Origin of the sequence: Streptomyces sp. CWNU-52B (assembly GCF_047444975.1) — a bacterium.
GTDB lineage: Bacteria > Actinomycetota > Actinomycetes > Streptomycetales > Streptomycetaceae > Streptomyces.
The window spans coordinates 103804-117821 of sequence record NZ_JBLFJV010000023.1; the positions used below are offsets into that span (position 1 = coordinate 103804).

At 72.3% G+C, this 14018-nt stretch carries 13 protein-coding genes; 8 read left to right on the forward strand and 5 right to left on the reverse strand.

Features of this window, described 5'->3' with window-relative positions:
* Window positions 1-9: 9 nt before the first annotated feature.
* A complete protein-coding gene (locus tag ACLVWQ_RS22825) occupies window positions 10-1383 on the reverse strand; it encodes a cryptochrome/photolyase family protein (RefSeq protein WP_414110976.1) in 1374 nt (457 codons plus the stop codon).
* Between the two features lie 124 nt (window positions 1384-1507).
* Window positions 1508-3037, reverse strand: coding sequence for an SDR family oxidoreductase (locus ACLVWQ_RS22830; RefSeq protein WP_414110977.1), 1530 nt, complete (start codon window positions 3035-3037; stop codon window positions 1508-1510).
* Window positions 3038-3261: 224 nt separating this feature from the next.
* Here ACLVWQ_RS22830 and ACLVWQ_RS22835 point away from each other — a divergent pair, with 224 nt between their 5' ends.
* Window positions 3262-3429, forward strand: coding sequence for a hypothetical protein (locus tag ACLVWQ_RS22835; RefSeq protein ID WP_414110978.1), 168 nt, complete (start codon window positions 3262-3264; stop codon window positions 3427-3429).
* A gap of 39 nt (window positions 3430-3468) precedes the next feature.
* Here ACLVWQ_RS22835 and ACLVWQ_RS22840 read toward each other — a convergent pair whose 3' ends face one another.
* Window positions 3469-4389 carry a LysR family transcriptional regulator gene (locus tag ACLVWQ_RS22840; protein WP_414110979.1) on the reverse strand — a complete coding sequence of 307 codons (921 nt, stop codon included), beginning with the start codon at window positions 4387-4389 and terminating at the stop codon, window positions 3469-3471.
* Window positions 4390-4528: 139 nt separating this feature from the next.
* On the opposite strand from ACLVWQ_RS22840, the gene ACLVWQ_RS22845 reads away from it, so the two are divergent.
* The 7 genes from ACLVWQ_RS22845 to ACLVWQ_RS22875 all read left to right on the forward strand — a co-directional run bounded on the left by ACLVWQ_RS22845 (window position 4529) and on the right by ACLVWQ_RS22875 (window position 11896).
* Window positions 4529-4609: a putative leader peptide gene (locus ACLVWQ_RS22845; RefSeq protein ID WP_414111052.1), complete on the forward strand. Its 81-nt coding sequence runs from the start codon at window positions 4529-4531 to the stop codon at window positions 4607-4609.
* A gap of 224 nt (window positions 4610-4833) precedes the next feature.
* The gene (gene sfnG / locus ACLVWQ_RS22850) at window positions 4834-6009 is read left to right on the forward strand and encodes a dimethylsulfone monooxygenase SfnG (protein ID WP_414110980.1); all 1176 of its coding nucleotides are present in this window, start codon (window positions 4834-4836) and stop codon (window positions 6007-6009) included.
* A gap of 56 nt (window positions 6010-6065) precedes the next feature.
* Window positions 6066-6620: an NADPH-dependent FMN reductase gene (ssuE, locus tag ACLVWQ_RS22855; protein ID WP_414110981.1), complete on the forward strand. Its 555-nt coding sequence runs from the start codon at window positions 6066-6068 to the stop codon at window positions 6618-6620.
* Between the two features lie 2 nt (window positions 6621-6622).
* A complete protein-coding gene (locus tag ACLVWQ_RS22860) occupies window positions 6623-7843 on the forward strand; it encodes an SfnB family sulfur acquisition oxidoreductase (protein ID WP_414110982.1) in 1221 nt (406 codons plus the stop codon).
* Window positions 7844-7894: 51 nt separating this feature from the next.
* A complete protein-coding gene (locus ACLVWQ_RS22865) occupies window positions 7895-9040 on the forward strand; it encodes an LLM class flavin-dependent oxidoreductase (protein ID WP_414110983.1) in 1146 nt (381 codons plus the stop codon).
* Window positions 9041-9308: 268 nt separating this feature from the next.
* Complete coding sequence (locus ACLVWQ_RS22870; protein ID WP_414110984.1) at window positions 9309-10676, forward strand: MFS transporter; 1368 nt, start codon at window positions 9309-9311, stop codon at window positions 10674-10676.
* A complete protein-coding gene (locus ACLVWQ_RS22875) occupies window positions 10673-11896 on the forward strand; it encodes an FAD-dependent monooxygenase (RefSeq protein ID WP_414110985.1) in 1224 nt (407 codons plus the stop codon). Before ACLVWQ_RS22870 ends, ACLVWQ_RS22875 begins: the two co-directional genes overlap by 4 nt.
* A gap of 49 nt (window positions 11897-11945) precedes the next feature.
* Here ACLVWQ_RS22875 and ACLVWQ_RS22880 read toward each other — a convergent pair whose 3' ends face one another.
* Together ACLVWQ_RS22880 and ACLVWQ_RS22885 are read right to left on the reverse strand one after the other, a co-directional pair.
* On the reverse strand, window positions 11946-12650 hold the full coding sequence (locus ACLVWQ_RS22880) for a response regulator (protein ID WP_414110986.1): 705 nt from the start codon (window positions 12648-12650) through the stop codon (window positions 11946-11948).
* Complete coding sequence (locus ACLVWQ_RS22885) at window positions 12647-14011, reverse strand: sensor histidine kinase (protein WP_414110987.1); 1365 nt, start codon at window positions 14009-14011, stop codon at window positions 12647-12649. Before ACLVWQ_RS22885 ends, ACLVWQ_RS22880 begins: the two co-directional genes overlap by 4 nt.
* Window positions 14012-14018 lie beyond the last annotated feature (7 nt).

Genomic DNA, 14018 nt, shown 5'->3' on the forward strand with positions numbered 1-14018 from the left:
GCGGGCGGCTCAGTCGCGCCCGCGGGCGTGTCGGAAACGCGCCAGTCCTTCGGAGAGCTCGACGACGGGCTCCGGATAGTCGTAGGCGGCGCGTTCGGAGGCCGGCAGCCGCCACGGTTCGTGCACGGCGGCCCCGGCGAGCCCTTCGAGTTCGGGCACCCACCGCCGTACGTACGCGCCGTCGGGGTCGTACCGCTTGGCCTGCAGGACCGGGTTGAGGACACGGTTGGGCCGGGTGTCGGTGCCCGTTCCCGCCACCCACTGCCAGTTGAGCTGGTTGTCGGCGAGATCGCCGTCGACGAGCAGGTCGAGGAAGTGGCGGGCGCCGACACGCCAGTCGACGTACAGCGTCTTCGTGAGGAAGCTCGCCGTCAGCATCCGGCCCCGGTTGTGCATCCAGCCCTCGTGCCGCAGCTGCCGCATGGCCGCGTCGACGACGGGATAGCCGGTCCGCCCCGCCTTCCAGTCCTCGATCTCCTGCCCGGCCGAGGACGGCGACCGCCACCGGTCGTTGCGGGTGCGGTAGTCCGCCGTGGCGGCGCCGGGCCGCGCGGCCAGTACCTGGTGGTGGAAGTCCCGCCACGCGAGCTGCCGTACGAAGGCGTCGGCGCCGGGACCGCCCGCCCCGCGTGCCCGGTGGACGACCTCCACGGCGGACAGCGTGCCGAAGTGGAGGTGCGGGGACAGGCGCGAGGTGGCGTCCTGGGCCAGAGCGTCGTGGCCGTCCACGTACCCGTCGATCGCGCTCCGGAGCCAGGCCGTGAGCTGCTTCCTGCCCTCCCTCTCGCCTCCCTCGGCGAGCCCCGCGGAGAGACCGGACATCTCCCCGCGCACGGGAAGCGGCTGCGAACCGACGCCCTCCGGTACACGCACGGTGCGGGGCGCGCCGAGGACGGTGCGCTGCCGATGCCGCTCCCAGTGCCGGAAGTACGGGGTGAAGACGGCGAAGTGGTCCGAGGAGGCCGGCGTCACCGCGCCCGGCGCCAGCGCGGTGACCACCTCGTCGTGCACCTGCAGCCGCCGCCCCGCGGACTCCAGGGCGCTGCGCAGCCGCTCCTCGCGCCGGTGGGCGTAGGCGCTGACCCCGGCGGCCATGTGCACCTCGGCGGCGTCCGTCTCCGCCGCCACCTCGCACACCTCGTCGACGAGGTCGCCCGAGCGGTGCACGAGCCGGCCGCCGCGCTCGCGCAGGCCCGCGTCCAGGTCCCGCAGGCAGTCGGCGAGGAAGGCCAGCCTGTTGGGAGCGGCGAAGCCGGCCCGGTCCACGGCCCGGTCACGTACGAAGAGGGGCACCACCGCGCGCGAGCCGTCGAGCGCCGCACGCAGCGGCGGATGGTCGTGCAGGCGCAGATCGGAGGTGAACAGGACGACCGAGACGTTCATGCGGGGACTCCGGAACTCCGGGACGCGGCGGGAGCCGACGTTGTGCGGTGACGGTGTGACGGGGCGTGTCGGGACAGGCTAGGGCGAAAGGGTACGGCCTGCGCACCGCCGTCAAGGACCGGCGTCAACCGGCCGGCGTGCGCGCCGGCGTCACCGCGGGAGCCGTCCTGGCGGCGGTCCGCGCGATGTTGCGGGCCATGCCGCCGAACACCAGGGCATGGAACGGCGACACCCCCCACCAGTAGAGGTGGCCGAGCAGCCCGTGCGGGTGGAAGAGGGCCCGCTGGCGGTAGCGGACGCGGCCGGTGTCGTCCGTGCCGGCGTACATCTCCAGCCAGGCCAGGCCCGGCAGCCGCATCTCGGCGCGCAGCCGCAGCAGGCGTCCCGGCTCGATCTCCTCGACCCGCCAGAAGTCCAGCGAGTCGCCCACCCGCAGTCGCGCGGCGTCCCGGCGGCCCCGGCGCAGCCCCACACCGCCCATCAGCCGGTCCAGGAGGCCCCGCGTGGCCCAGGCGAGCGGGAAGGAGTACCAGCCGTTCTCCCCGCCGATTCCCTCGATCACCCGCCACAGGGCCTCGGGCGACGCGTCGACCGTGCGTTCGCGCCGGTCCGTGTAGAGGCTGCCGCCCGCCCAGTCGGGGTCGGTGGGCAGCGGGTCGCTGGGGACGCCGGGCAGGGAGGCGTTCGACCAGCGGGTGGTGACCCGGGCGTCCTGGATCCGGCGCAGGGCCAGGCGCACCGACTCGTCGAAGGGGAGGGGGCTGCCCGGCGGATCGGGCACGTACCGGGCGATGTCGTGCTCGTGGCAGACGACCTCGTGGCGCAGCGACTCGGTCAGCGGGCGCGCGATGGACCGCGGTACGGGGGTGATCAGGCCGACCCAGTGGCTGGAGAGCCGCGGGGTCAGCAGGGGCACGGGCAGGATCAGCCGCCGGGGGAGCCCGGCCACGTCCGCGTACCGGGTCATCATCTCCCGGTACGTCAGGATCTCCGGCCCGCCGATGTCGAAGGTCCTGCTGACGTCCTCCGGCATCCGCGCGCTGCCCACGAGCGTGCGCAGCACGTCCCGTACCGCGATGGGCTGGATCCGGGTGTGGACCCAGTTCGGGGTGACCATCACGGGCAGCCGCTCGGTGAGATAGCGCAGCATCTCGAAGGAGGCCGAGCCCGAACCGATGATGACCGCCGCCCGCAGCACGGTCGTCGGGACCCCGGAGGCCAGCAGGATCCGGCCGACCTCGGCCCGGGACCGCAGATGCGGCGACAGCTCCTCCTCGGGCACCCCGGCGGGCGTGAGTCCGCCCAGATAGACGATCCGGCGTACGCCCGCCGCGCGGGCCTGCTCGCCGAAGATCCGCGCCGCCTCGCGGTCGGTCTTCTCGAAGCCCTTGCCCGTGCCCAGCGAGTGCACCAGGTAGTACGCGACGTCGATGTCCCGCATCGCCGAGGCGACCGAGTCGGTGTCCGTGACGTCACCGCGCACCACCTCGACGTCACCCGCCCAGGGATAGTCCCGGAGCGCGCCGGGGGAGCGGGCCACGCAGCGTACGCGGTGTCCCTCGGCGAGGAGCTCCGTCACCAGCCGTCCTCCGATGTACCCCGTCGCGCCCGTCACCAGGCAGTGCGGTCCGGGTCCGGTGGTGTCACCGCTCATGGTGTTCAGCCCTTCTGTTCGGCGTCGCCGTCGGCGTCCTCCCGGTGATCCCTTCCCCGCCGGAGCCCTTGCCGGATGCGCCGAGTGGGCCACACGGGGCGGCCGTGCCCAGAACGCGGCGGCAGACGCGTGATGCGCGGGTACACGCGTGGGCACATGGATGCGCCGATCGGGGGCAGACGAACGTCCGGAGCGTCGTCGGGCGACAGGGAAGGGCGGCCGTCATGGGTGCGAAGGTGCTGGAGCGGTTTCCGGCGGGAGCCCCGCGTGGCTCGTGGCCCGCGGAGGAGTACGCGGCGCGGTGCCGTGCCGCGGGGGAACCCGCGGTGGTCGTGATGCATCTGGAGTCGGACACGTTCCTCGTCGTGGTCCCGGCGCACGAAGACGACTGACACCGGGGGAAGGCATCGGTCCGGACGCCCCGGGCCGCCTCAGGGCGCTTCGGTCATCGTCCCCCCGAGCGCGGCCGCCCGACGCACGAACACCTCGTGCAGGTCGTGCGCGGCCCGCGGCACCGAGTCGGCCCTGCGCCGCTGGAGCATCAGCAGCACCCGGGGCGAGTCGCCGGCCAGCGGACGGCAGGTGATCGCTCCCTGCCGGGTCAGCGGATCGTCGATCACACTGAAGTCGGGCAGCACCGTGGCGCCCAGCCCCTCCGCGACCATCAGCTTGCCCATCTCCGCGCCGTCGGTGGAGTAGGAGAAGGACGGCTCACGGCCCCTCAGCAGCCGGTGCACGAACCGGTGCATCACATAGCCGGAGCGCATGGCGATGAGCGGCTGCGCGAGCAGGTCGGACACGGTCACCACGGACAGCGACGCGAGCGGACTGTCCGGCCGTACGCATACCACCGGACGCCCCCACAGCAGCTCCGTGTGGTCGAACTCGGCCTCCCGGTCGTCGCCCTCCAGATGGTTCACCAGACCCAGGTCGAAGCCGCCCTCCAGCAGGGTCCGGTGGATGTCCGACTGCTGGGCACCGACCACCTCCACCTGCGTCGCCGGATGCGAGGCCCGGAACTCCCGTACGGCCGGGAACAGGAGCGGGACCGTCGCCGCGTTCACCGTGCCGACCCGCACCATGCGGCTGATGCTGTGCTGCTCGCCCGCGGCGCCCCGCAGCCGGTCCACCGCGTCCAGCACATTGACGATGTGGGGGAGCAGCTCCCGCCCCTCCGCGCTCATCTTCGCCCCGGAGCGTTTCCGTTCCAGGAGATCGACTCCGAGTTCCCGCTCCAGATTGCGTACGGTCTCGCTCAACGCCGGCTGCGAGAGGTGGAGTTCCTCGGCCGCCCGGCGCAGTGACCCGAGCCGCGTGACCGCCGTGATGTATTCCAGCTGCTCTGTTCGCACCTCGTCAGAATGCTGGCCCGCACCGCCCTGTTCAAGGGATGCCCTGTCACACCTTCGTGAAATTCGCCGGTCCGGGATGCGAGACCGATCGGGTATTCCTTGACGGTCCCGACCGGTGGCTGCCACGATCGAGCACATGATGAAGCGACTGGACCTCACGCGGCGACGCCATGTCGACCTCGCGCGCGTCTCCAGCGCCGCCTGTTGCCCCGTGGCCTGATCCGCCGGATCCGCCACCGTCCGGTGGGCTGAGCCGTAGCGGTTCCGCCGCGCCCCACCGCCTTCCCTCTCCGGCTGTCCCCAGCCATGGAACCGGCCTTATCCGGCCCTTCTCGGGCTTCTCCGGCCGTGAATCGCATTCCGCTGCCCGAATTCGGCACCTCGGCCACTCGTCGAACCCCTGCCGAATTCGGTCCGTCCGAATTCCCGCAACAGGAGTTCCCCATGCCTGCCGAGAACCTTTCCGCAGACCCCGTCCGCTTCGCCTACTGGGTGCCCAATGTCAGCGGCGGCCTGGTCACCAGCACGATCGAACAGCGCACCGACTGGGGTTACGACTACAACCGCGAACTCGCCGTCCTCGCCGAGAACAACGGCTTCGACTACGCCCTCAGCCAGGTCCGCTACATGGCCAGCTACGGCGCCGAGTTCCAGCACGAGTCGACCAGTTTCAGCCTCGCCCTGCTGCTCGCCACCCAGCGCCTCAAGGTCATCGCCGCGGTCCACCCGGGCCTGTGGCACCCGGGCGTCCTCGCCAAACTCGGCGCCACCGCCGACCACCTGTCGAACGGCCGCTTCGCCGTCAACGTCGTCAGCGGCTGGTTCAAGGGCGAGTTCACCGCCCTGGGCGAGCCCTGGCTCGAACACGACGAACTCCCCCAGTTCTCGGCTGCGCTCGAACCGGGAGGGACCCCCATCCGCCGCTCCGAGGAGTTCATCCAGGCCCTGCGCCAGATCTGGACCGAGGACCACACCGAACTCGCCGGTGACTTCTACCGGCTGCGCGACTTCTCCCTCAAGCCCAAGCCCCTCAACACGCCCGAGCGCCCGCACCCGGAGATCTTCCAGGGCGGCAACTCCTCCGCGGCCCGCGCGATGGCCGGCCGGGTCTCCGACTGGTACTTCTCCAACGGCAAGGACTTCGACGGAGTCGTCGAACAGCTCGCCGACGTACGGGCGTCCGCCGCCGAAGTGGGCCGTACCCCGCCGAAGTTCGGCCTCAACGGCTTCCTGATCGCCCGCGACACCGAGGCCGAGGCCCGCGAGACCCTGCGCGAGATCGTGGCCCACGCCGACCGCGAGGCCGTCGAGGGATTCGGCGCCGCGGCCAAGCAGGCCGGACAGTCCACCGCCGACGGCAAGGGCATGTGGCAGGACTCCTCCTTCGAGGACCTCGTCCAGTACAACGACGGCTTCCGTACGGGGCTGATCGGCACCCCGGAGCAGATCGCCGAGCGGATCGTCGCCTACAAGCGCCTCGGCGTCGACCTCCTCCTCCTGGGCTTCCTGCACTACCACGAGGAGGTCGAGTACTTCGGCCGCCGCGTACTGCCCCTCGTCCGCGAGCTGGAGGCCCAACTCCCGGACACCGCACCTGGATCCGTGGCGGCCCACGTCTGAGTCCGTCCTGCCGCGCAGCCCACCACGAGAGAGTTCCCCCTCCCGAAAGAGGACCCATGGCCACCGTCCTGTCCGTCTCCGGCAGTCCCTCCGCCTCCTCCCGCACCAACCGCCTGCTGCGCCACCTCGACAACCGGCTGACCGCGCAGGGCCACGAGGTGATCCCGCTCGACGTCCGCACGATCCCCGCCGAGGCCCTGCTCGGCGCCGACTTCCGGCATCCGGCGATCGTCGAGGCCACCGCGCTCTTCGCCCGCGCCGACGGCGTCGTCGTCGGCACACCCGTCTACAAGGCCGCCTACTCCGGAGTGCTCAAGGCCCTGCTCGACCTGCTCCCGCAGTACGCCCTCACCGGCAAGACCGTGCTGCCCCTGGCCACCGGGGGTACGACGGCCCATGTGCTGGCCATCGACTACGCCCTGCGCCCGGTGCTCAGCTCCATGGGTGCCCGGCACATCGTCCAGGGCTGGTTCACCCTCGACAAGGACATCACGGTCGGCCAGGACGGCACGCTCACCGTGGCACCGGCGGCCGGCGAGGCGCTGACCCAGGTGCTCGACCAGTTCTCCGAGGCGCTGGGCCGCAGGCCGATCCTCGCCGCGGCGAGCTGACCATGTCCGCGGAAACCTCCGCCGGGACCCCCGCGCGGGGCGCCGCCAAGGTCATCGCCGACGACGCCGAGGCGCTGGCCGTGGCCGCCGCCCTGGCCGACGAGTTCCGCACCGGGGCCGCCGACCGGGACGCGGAACGCAGGCTCCCGCGCGCGGAGTTGGACCGGATCTCCGACGCCGGGCTGCTCGCCGTCACCGTGCCCGCCGAGCACGGGGGCGCCGACGTACGCCAGGAGACGCTCGCCGAGATCTTCCGGCTCCTCGCGTCCGCCGACGCCAGCCTCGCCCAGATCCCGCAGAGCCACTTCGTCTACGTCAACGTGATCCGCCGTCAGGGCACCGTGGAGCAGCGCGCGTTCTTCTTCGGCGAGGTGCTGGCCGGGCGCCGTTTCGGCAACGCCCAGTCGGAGGCCGGCACGAAACACGTCCAGGACATCCGCACCCGCCTGGCGCGCCGGCCGGACGGCTCGTACCTCCTCACCGGCGTCAAGCACTACTCCACGGGCGCCCTGTTCGCCGACTGGATCCCCGTCCTCGCCCGTACGCAGGACGACGCCCTGCACGTCGCGTACGTGCCCCGGGACGCCGAGGGCCTCGACGTCGTCGACGACTGGGACGGCATGGGCCAGCGCACCACCGCCAGCGGTACGGTCCGGCTCGACGCCGTGCCCGTACCGGCCGACCGGGTCCTCCCGCACCATCTCACCTTCACGGGACCCCAACTCCACGGCGCGGTGGCCCAGTTGCTGCACGCCGCCATCGACGCCGGGATCGCGGCGGGCGCGCTCCGCGCGGCCGTGGAGTTCGTCCGCACCAAGAGCCGCCCGTGGTTCGAGAGCGGTGTGGACACCGCGGCCGAGGACCCGCTGCTGATCCAGCGCTTCGGGGAACTGGCCGTCCAGGTCCGGGCCACCGAGGCCCTGCTCGGCGTGGCGGCCCGCGAGGTCGACAGGGCCCGCGCCGGTCTCACGGAGGAGTCGGCGGCCGAGGCGTCCATCGCGGTGGCCGCCGCGAAGGCGCACGCGGCGGCCACCGCCGTGGAGGTGTCGGGCGCGCTCTTCGAGGTGTCCGGCACCCGGTCCGCCCTCAACTCCCTCAATCTGCACCGGCATTGGCGTGACGCCCGCACCCACACCCTGCACGACCCGGCGCGCTGGAAGATCCAGCACATCGGCCGGTACGTACTGAACGGCACCCTGCCGCCGCGCCACGGACTCCTCTGAGCCCGGCCGGCCACCCCTGTCCGCCCCGCGCCCCGATCGGAGAACGCACCCGTGTCCCTCACCTTCCACTGGTTCCTGCCCACCAACGGTGACAGCCGGCATGTCGTCGGGGGCGGCCACGGCACCCCGGCCACGGTGTCCGGCCGGGACCGGCCGCCGACGGTGGCCTATCTGAGCCAGATCGCCCGCGCGGCCGAGGATCTCGGCTTCGTCGGCGCCCTCACACCCACCGGCGCGTGGTGCGAGGACGCCTGGCTCACCACCGCGATGGTCAGCCAGAACACCGAGCGGCTGAAGTTCCTGGTCGCCTTCCGGCCCGGCTTCGTCTCACCGACCCTCGCCGCGCAGATGGCGTCCACCTTCCAGCGCCAGTCCGGCGGACGGCTGCTGCTCAACGTCGTCACCGGCGGCGAGAGCCACGAGCAGCGCGCGTACGGCGACTTCCTCGACAAGGACGCCCGCTACCGCCGTACCGGCGAGTTCCTCCAGATCGTCCGGGGCCTGTGGGAGGGCGGATCCGTCGACCTGGACGGCGAGTTCCTCAAGGTCGAGGACGCCCGGCTGGCGCGTGTGCCCGACCCGGTCCCCGAGGTGTACTTCGGCGGCTCCTCGCCCATCGCGGGAGAGGTCGCCGCCAAGCACGTGGACGTCTACCTGACCTGGGGCGAGCCGCCCGCACAGGTCGCCGAGAAGATCGCCTGGGTGCGCGCCCTGGCGGAGAAGGAGGGCCGCACCGTCCGGTTCGGCATCCGGCTGCACGTCATCACCCGCGACACCTCCGAACAGGCCTGGGCGGAGGCGCGGCGGCTGCTCGCCGGCTTCGACCCGGAGACCGTGAAGTCCGTACAGGCCGGACTGGCCCGTAGCGAGTCCGAGGGCCAGCAGCGCATGCTCGCCCTGCACGGCGGCGGGAACCGGGACGGACTGGAGATCCACCCCAACCTCTGGGCGGGCATCGGCCTGGTACGCGGCGGCGCGGGCACCGCCCTGGTCGGCAGCCACGACGAGGTCGCCGAGCGCATCACCGAGTACCACCGCCTGGGCATCGACGAGTTCGTGTTCTCCGGCTACCCGCACCTGGAGGAGGCGTACTGGTTCGGCGAGGGAGTCCTGCCCCGGCTCGCCGCGCAGGGCCTGTGGCAGCACCCGTTCGCACCCCGGGCCGCCCCGACGGCCCAGGTACCGTTCGCGAGCTGAGCCCCGCCGTCCTCCCCGCCCGCTCGCCTCGCCCGCCCACCCGGCCTGGTGCGTAGGCATCAGGCCGGACGAGCGGCTGGTCCGGGGGCACCAAGGGAAGACGGCAACCGGGCACGATGCCCGGCGGGACACCGGAGGGAAGTGTGGGAGACGCGCGCATCCCGCGCGTTCCCCTTTCCCCAGCGGTGTCTGGAGTGATCAACAGATGTCGGAGAAGACATCCACGTCCCCGCCCCGAGGTTCCCGAGAGGTGGTGTCCCCGGCCCGCATGGGGAGAGCGTCGATCGGCGCTCTCGGTGTCCTGGCCCTCGCCCTCGGCGCCCTGCAGTCCGTGGTGGAGCCCGCGCTCCCGCTGCTGCAACGCGAGTTGGCGGTCAGCCCCGCCGAAGGGGCCCTGATCGGCAACACGTTGCTCGTCACCGGCGCCGTCGTCACACCCGTCGCGGGCAAACTCGGCGACCGCTACGGCGGGAAGCGGGTGCTGATCTGGCTGATGGCCGTGGTGTCGGCCGGCGGTCTGCTGGCCGGTGTGGCGCCGAACCTGCCGGTGCTGCTGCTCGGCCAGGTGCTGCAGGGCGTCATGGTGGGCGCGCTGCCCCTCTCGTTCATCCTGGTCCGCAAACACCTGCCGATCGGCGAGACACAGGTGGCGATCGGTCTGGTCGTCGCGCTGTTCACGGGCGGCGGCATGGTGGGCATGCTGTTCGCCGGGCCGGTCGCCGAAGGACTGTCCTGGCACTGGATGTTCGCGCTGCCGACGATCGCGGTCATCGCGTCGACGCTGGTCGTGGCGCGGCTGATGCCGCACGATCCGCCGTTCCCGTCCGACGACAGGATCGACTGGCCCGGCGTCGTCCTGCTGAGCGGCACGCTGCTCGCGTTCATGGTCGGGCTCGTGACCGTGACGAGGGACGGCGGCCTGCCGCCCTTCGCGGTCGGTGCCATCGCCCTGGCCGTGGCCGCCCTCGGGACCGGCTGGGTCGCCGTCGAGCGGCGGACGGCCTCGCCGATGGTCGATCTGCGCATGCTGGCGAAGCCCGCGATGTGGCACGCGTGCGTGCTCACCCTCGTCATCACCGTCAGCCTCGGAATGGCGCTCTTTCTGATCCCGCAGCTGTTCGCACTGCCGGCCGACGGATACGGCTTCGGAGCCGGCACCACCGGCATCGGACTGTTCCTGCTGCCCGGCGCCGTCGCCGGGGCGGTGAGCGACTCGGTCGGCGGGATCGCGGCGCGGCGCTTCGGTCCGCGTGCCGTGATCGTCGCGGGCACCGTCGCCACGGCGGCCACGATGCTCGCCCTCACCTCGCTGCACACCGCGCAGTGGCATCTCGTCCTCGCGAAGGTGCTGACCGCGTTCGCCGCGGGCGTCGGCACCACGGCGTTGCTCGCCGGCACCGCCACCGCCGTCGCGGCCAAGGACACCGGCATCGCCACCAGCCTGCTCGTGGTGACGCGCGTGATCGGTGTCGCCGTGGGTGCCCAGGGCGCCGGCGCGATCCTCGACGCCGGGGCCGACCCGGGAACGGGCCTGCCGACCGAATCGGCCTTCGTCACCGGCTTCGCGGTCTCCGGCCTCGTCGCCGCACTGTCCCTGCTCGTCGTCCGTTTCACGAAGAAGGAAGCCCAGTCATGACATTCACCGGTCCGTCGACGGACGTGAGGACCACCGCGCAGCGCACCGTGCTGATCTCCGGGGCCAGTATCGCCGGACCCGCGCTGGCCTACTGGCTGCACCGGTCCGGATTCGCGGTCACCGTGGTGGAGAAGGCGGGCGCGCTGCGCGCCGGCGGCTACCCGATCGACCTCCGCGGTACGGCGATCGAGGTCGTCCGGCGGATGGACTTACTGCCGATGCTGCGGGCCGCGCACATCGACTCGCTCCGCTGCACCTTCCTCGACGCCGCCGGCGGGGAGGTGGCCTCGGTCAGCCCGAGCGCCGTCGCCGGCGGCGTCGAGGGACAGGACCTCGAAGTACGCCGGGGGGACCTGGCCACCGCCCTCCACGGCGCGATCCGCGACGACGTGGAATTCCTGTTCGACGACTCCATCGACACCCTCGACCAGTCCGAGCACGAGGTCGACGTCACCTTCCACAGCGGGCGACGGCGCACGTTCGACCTGGTGGTGGGCGCCGACGGTATGCACTCGCACACCCGGCGGTCCCTGTTCGGCCCCGAGGAACAGTTCCAGCGCTACCTCGGCTACTGCTTCGCGCTCTTCACCATGCCGAACACCTTCGGGCTCTCCCGCGAGGTCGTGCTGTGGAACACCCCCGGGAAGGCCGCGGCCCTCTACGCGGTGGGGGACCACGACCAGGTGCACGCCTTCCTGACCTTCCACCGGCCAGAACCGCCGGTCGACGCCCTGCGGAACCCCGACGCCCAGCGGGAACTGGTCGCCACCGCCTTCGCGGGCGCGGGCTGGGAGGTCCCCCGGATGGTCGACGCGCTGCGCGGCGCGGACGACCTGTTCTTCGACACGGCCGGTCAGATCCGTATGCCCCACTGGTCCAACGGCCGGGTCGCACTCGTCGGCGACGCCGCGTACGCACCCTCGTTCCTCACCGGACAGGGGTCCAGCCTCGCGCTGGTCGGTGCCTACATGCTCGCCGACGCCCTGGCCAGGAACGCGGACCACACCGCGGCCTTCGCCGCCTACGAAAGCGACACCCGCGCGTTCGTGGCCATGAACCAGGCACTGGTCGACAACGGTGGGGCCCGGCTCTTCCCCACCACCGAACAGGCCCTGGAGCAGCGCAACACCATGCTGCGAGACCTCGTCACCCTGCCCGCGTCGGCACCGCGGCCGGCCCACTCGGCCCTCACGCTGCCCGACCTCGCCCCCACGCGGTGACCTGACACGGCGGGCGGCCCGCACCCGGCCCGCGCTCCCCGGCGCCGGACTACGACAGGCGGTCGGTGCCGGAACCGGTACCGGCGTCGGGGGACGCCTGGGCCAGGCCCGTCCGGTAGGCGATCACGACGAGCTGTGCCCGGTCGCGGGCCTCCAGCTTCGTCATAGCCCGCTGCACATGGGCGCGGACGGTGAAGGGGCTGAGGAACATCTGGTCGGCGATCTCCTGGTTGGACAGGCCGGTCGCGACCAGAGCCACCATCTCCCGTTCGCGCGGGGTGAGCACGGCGAGCTGTTCGGGGTCGTGCGGCGGGACGTCGTCCGGTCTGGCCAGGAAACGGGTGACCAGGGAGCGGGTCGCGGCGGGGGACAGCAGCGTGTCGCCGGCGGCGATCGTCCGTACGGCGTCCAGCAGGTCCACGGCTCCGATGCCCTTGCCGATGAAGCCGCCGGCCCCCGCGCGCAGCGCCTGGGCGACGTACTCGTCGGTCTCGTACGTGGTGAGGATCAGGATGCGGCTGTCACGCAGTTCCGGGTCCGCGCAGATCTGCGACGTGGCCGTGAGACCGTCCACCTCGGGCATCCGGATGTCCATGACGACGACATCCGGGCGCAGCTTCCGGGTGAGGTGTACGGCCTCCCTGCCGTCGGCGGCCTCGCCGACCACGATGATGTCGGCGGCGGTGTCGAGAAGGATCCGGAAGGCACCGCGCAGCAGGGCCTGATCGTCGGCGAGCAGCACCCGGATCGTCACAGGGCACCCCCGGCCTCTGCGTCGCCCGTAGGTGTGTCGCCCGTCCGTTCGTAGCCGGTCGTGTCGTCGTCGGCCATGTGCCCCTCGATGGTTGTCGTTCCGTGTGTCCCGCGCGTCGGGTCCTTGGCGGGCGGGAGCGGCAGCCGGGTGGAGACGAGGAAGCCGCCCTCGGGGCGCCTGCCGGCCGAGAGGTGTCCCCCGACCGCGGTGGCCCGTTCACGCATCCCGATCAGACCGTAACCGGGCGGACGCTCCGGCAGTTGGGCCGCGCTGCGCGCCGTGGACCCCCTGGACCCCTTGGACGTGGCCGACGTCGTACGGGCGCCGCCTCCGTCGTCGGCGACGCTGATGCTCACGTGGTCCTGGGTCCAGTCGAGGCGCACCCGGGCGCTGCCGGTGGCGGCGTGCTTGGTCACGTTGGTCAGGGCCTCCTGGACGATGCGGTAGGCGGTGAGGTCCATGCCCGGCGGCAGCGGTCTGGCCGTGCCCTCCTGGTGCAGCGACACCTCAAGACCCGCGCGGCGGAAGGACGCGAGGAGCGTGGGGAGCCGGGACAGTCCGGGCGCCGGTTCGGCGGGCGAGGCCGAGTCCCCGGTCTGCCGCAGCAGACCGACCGTGGCCCGCAGATCGTCGAGCGCGTCGCTGGTGGTCGCGACGAGTTCCTTGAGGCTCTTGCGGGTCTGCTCCGGGCGGGTGTCGAAGAGATGGGCGGCGACCGTGGCCTGCGCGTTGGCCAGGGTGATCTGATGGGCCACCAGGTCGTGCAGCTCCCGGGCGATGCGCACCCGTTCCTCGGCCACTCTCCGGCGCGCCTCGCTGTCCCGGGTCTCCTCGGCCCGCCGGGCCCGCTCCTCCACGGCTGCCAGATAGGCGCGCCGGTTCTGCACCGAGCGACCGAGCACGCCGGCCATCAGCGGGAACGCCGCCATCGTGCCCATCCTGCTCGCGTCCTTCCACGAGAGGTCCCCGAACAGGGGGGTGGTGGCGACCAGCAGTGCCGCGGAGATGAGCGACACCACGCCCACCGCGCGCCGTTCGGAGCGCGCGGTGAGCGTGTAGGTGTACGTGGTGATCACGGCGGGGGCCACGATGAGCGGGCTCAGCAGGAGCCCCAGAGGCTGCGCCAGCACGCCGGTCAGAGTGGTGGCCGCCAGGGTGGCCAGGGGCGCCCGGTGCCGCATCGGCAGCACGGCACAGGACACCACGGCCATGAAGTAGGTGGCGGCGGGCGGCGCCGCCAACGTGTCGTCGACCTGCACCACGCCGCCGAGCAGACAGAGCACGAACGCCGTCGTCGTGATCGCGCCCTCCCGCCACCACGAGCCACGTGGTCGAGGGAGGGCGCCACCCGTGTGTGTCATCGCCGGC

What these genes read in the sequence shown, in the direction of transcription:
- ACLVWQ_RS22870 (WP_414110984.1), top strand. Translation starts at nt 9,309, where the DNA reads ATGGGGAGAGCGTCGATCGGCGCTCTCGGTGTCCTGGCCCTCGCCCTC.
- ACLVWQ_RS22830 (WP_414110977.1), bottom strand. Translation starts at nt 3,037, where the DNA reads ATGAGCGGTGACACCACCGGACCCGGACCGCACTGCCTGGTGACGGGC.
- ssuE (WP_414110981.1), top strand. Translation starts at nt 6,066, where the DNA reads ATGGCCACCGTCCTGTCCGTCTCCGGCAGTCCCTCCGCCTCCTCCCGC.
- sfnG (WP_414110980.1), top strand. Translation starts at nt 4,834, where the DNA reads ATGCCTGCCGAGAACCTTTCCGCAGACCCCGTCCGCTTCGCCTACTGG.
- ACLVWQ_RS22825 (WP_414110976.1), bottom strand. Translation starts at nt 1,383, where the DNA reads ATGAACGTCTCGGTCGTCCTGTTCACCTCCGATCTGCGCCTGCACGAC.
- ACLVWQ_RS22835 (WP_414110978.1), top strand. Translation starts at nt 3,262, where the DNA reads ATGGGTGCGAAGGTGCTGGAGCGGTTTCCGGCGGGAGCCCCGCGTGGC.
- ACLVWQ_RS22860 (WP_414110982.1), top strand. Translation starts at nt 6,623, where the DNA reads ATGTCCGCGGAAACCTCCGCCGGGACCCCCGCGCGGGGCGCCGCCAAG.
- ACLVWQ_RS22885 (WP_414110987.1), bottom strand. Translation starts at nt 14,011, where the DNA reads ATGACACACACGGGTGGCGCCCTCCCTCGACCACGTGGCTCGTGGTGG.
- ACLVWQ_RS22845 (WP_414111052.1), top strand. Translation starts at nt 4,529, where the DNA reads ATGAAGCGACTGGACCTCACGCGGCGACGCCATGTCGACCTCGCGCGC.
- ACLVWQ_RS22875 (WP_414110985.1), top strand. Translation starts at nt 10,673, where the DNA reads ATGACATTCACCGGTCCGTCGACGGACGTGAGGACCACCGCGCAGCGC.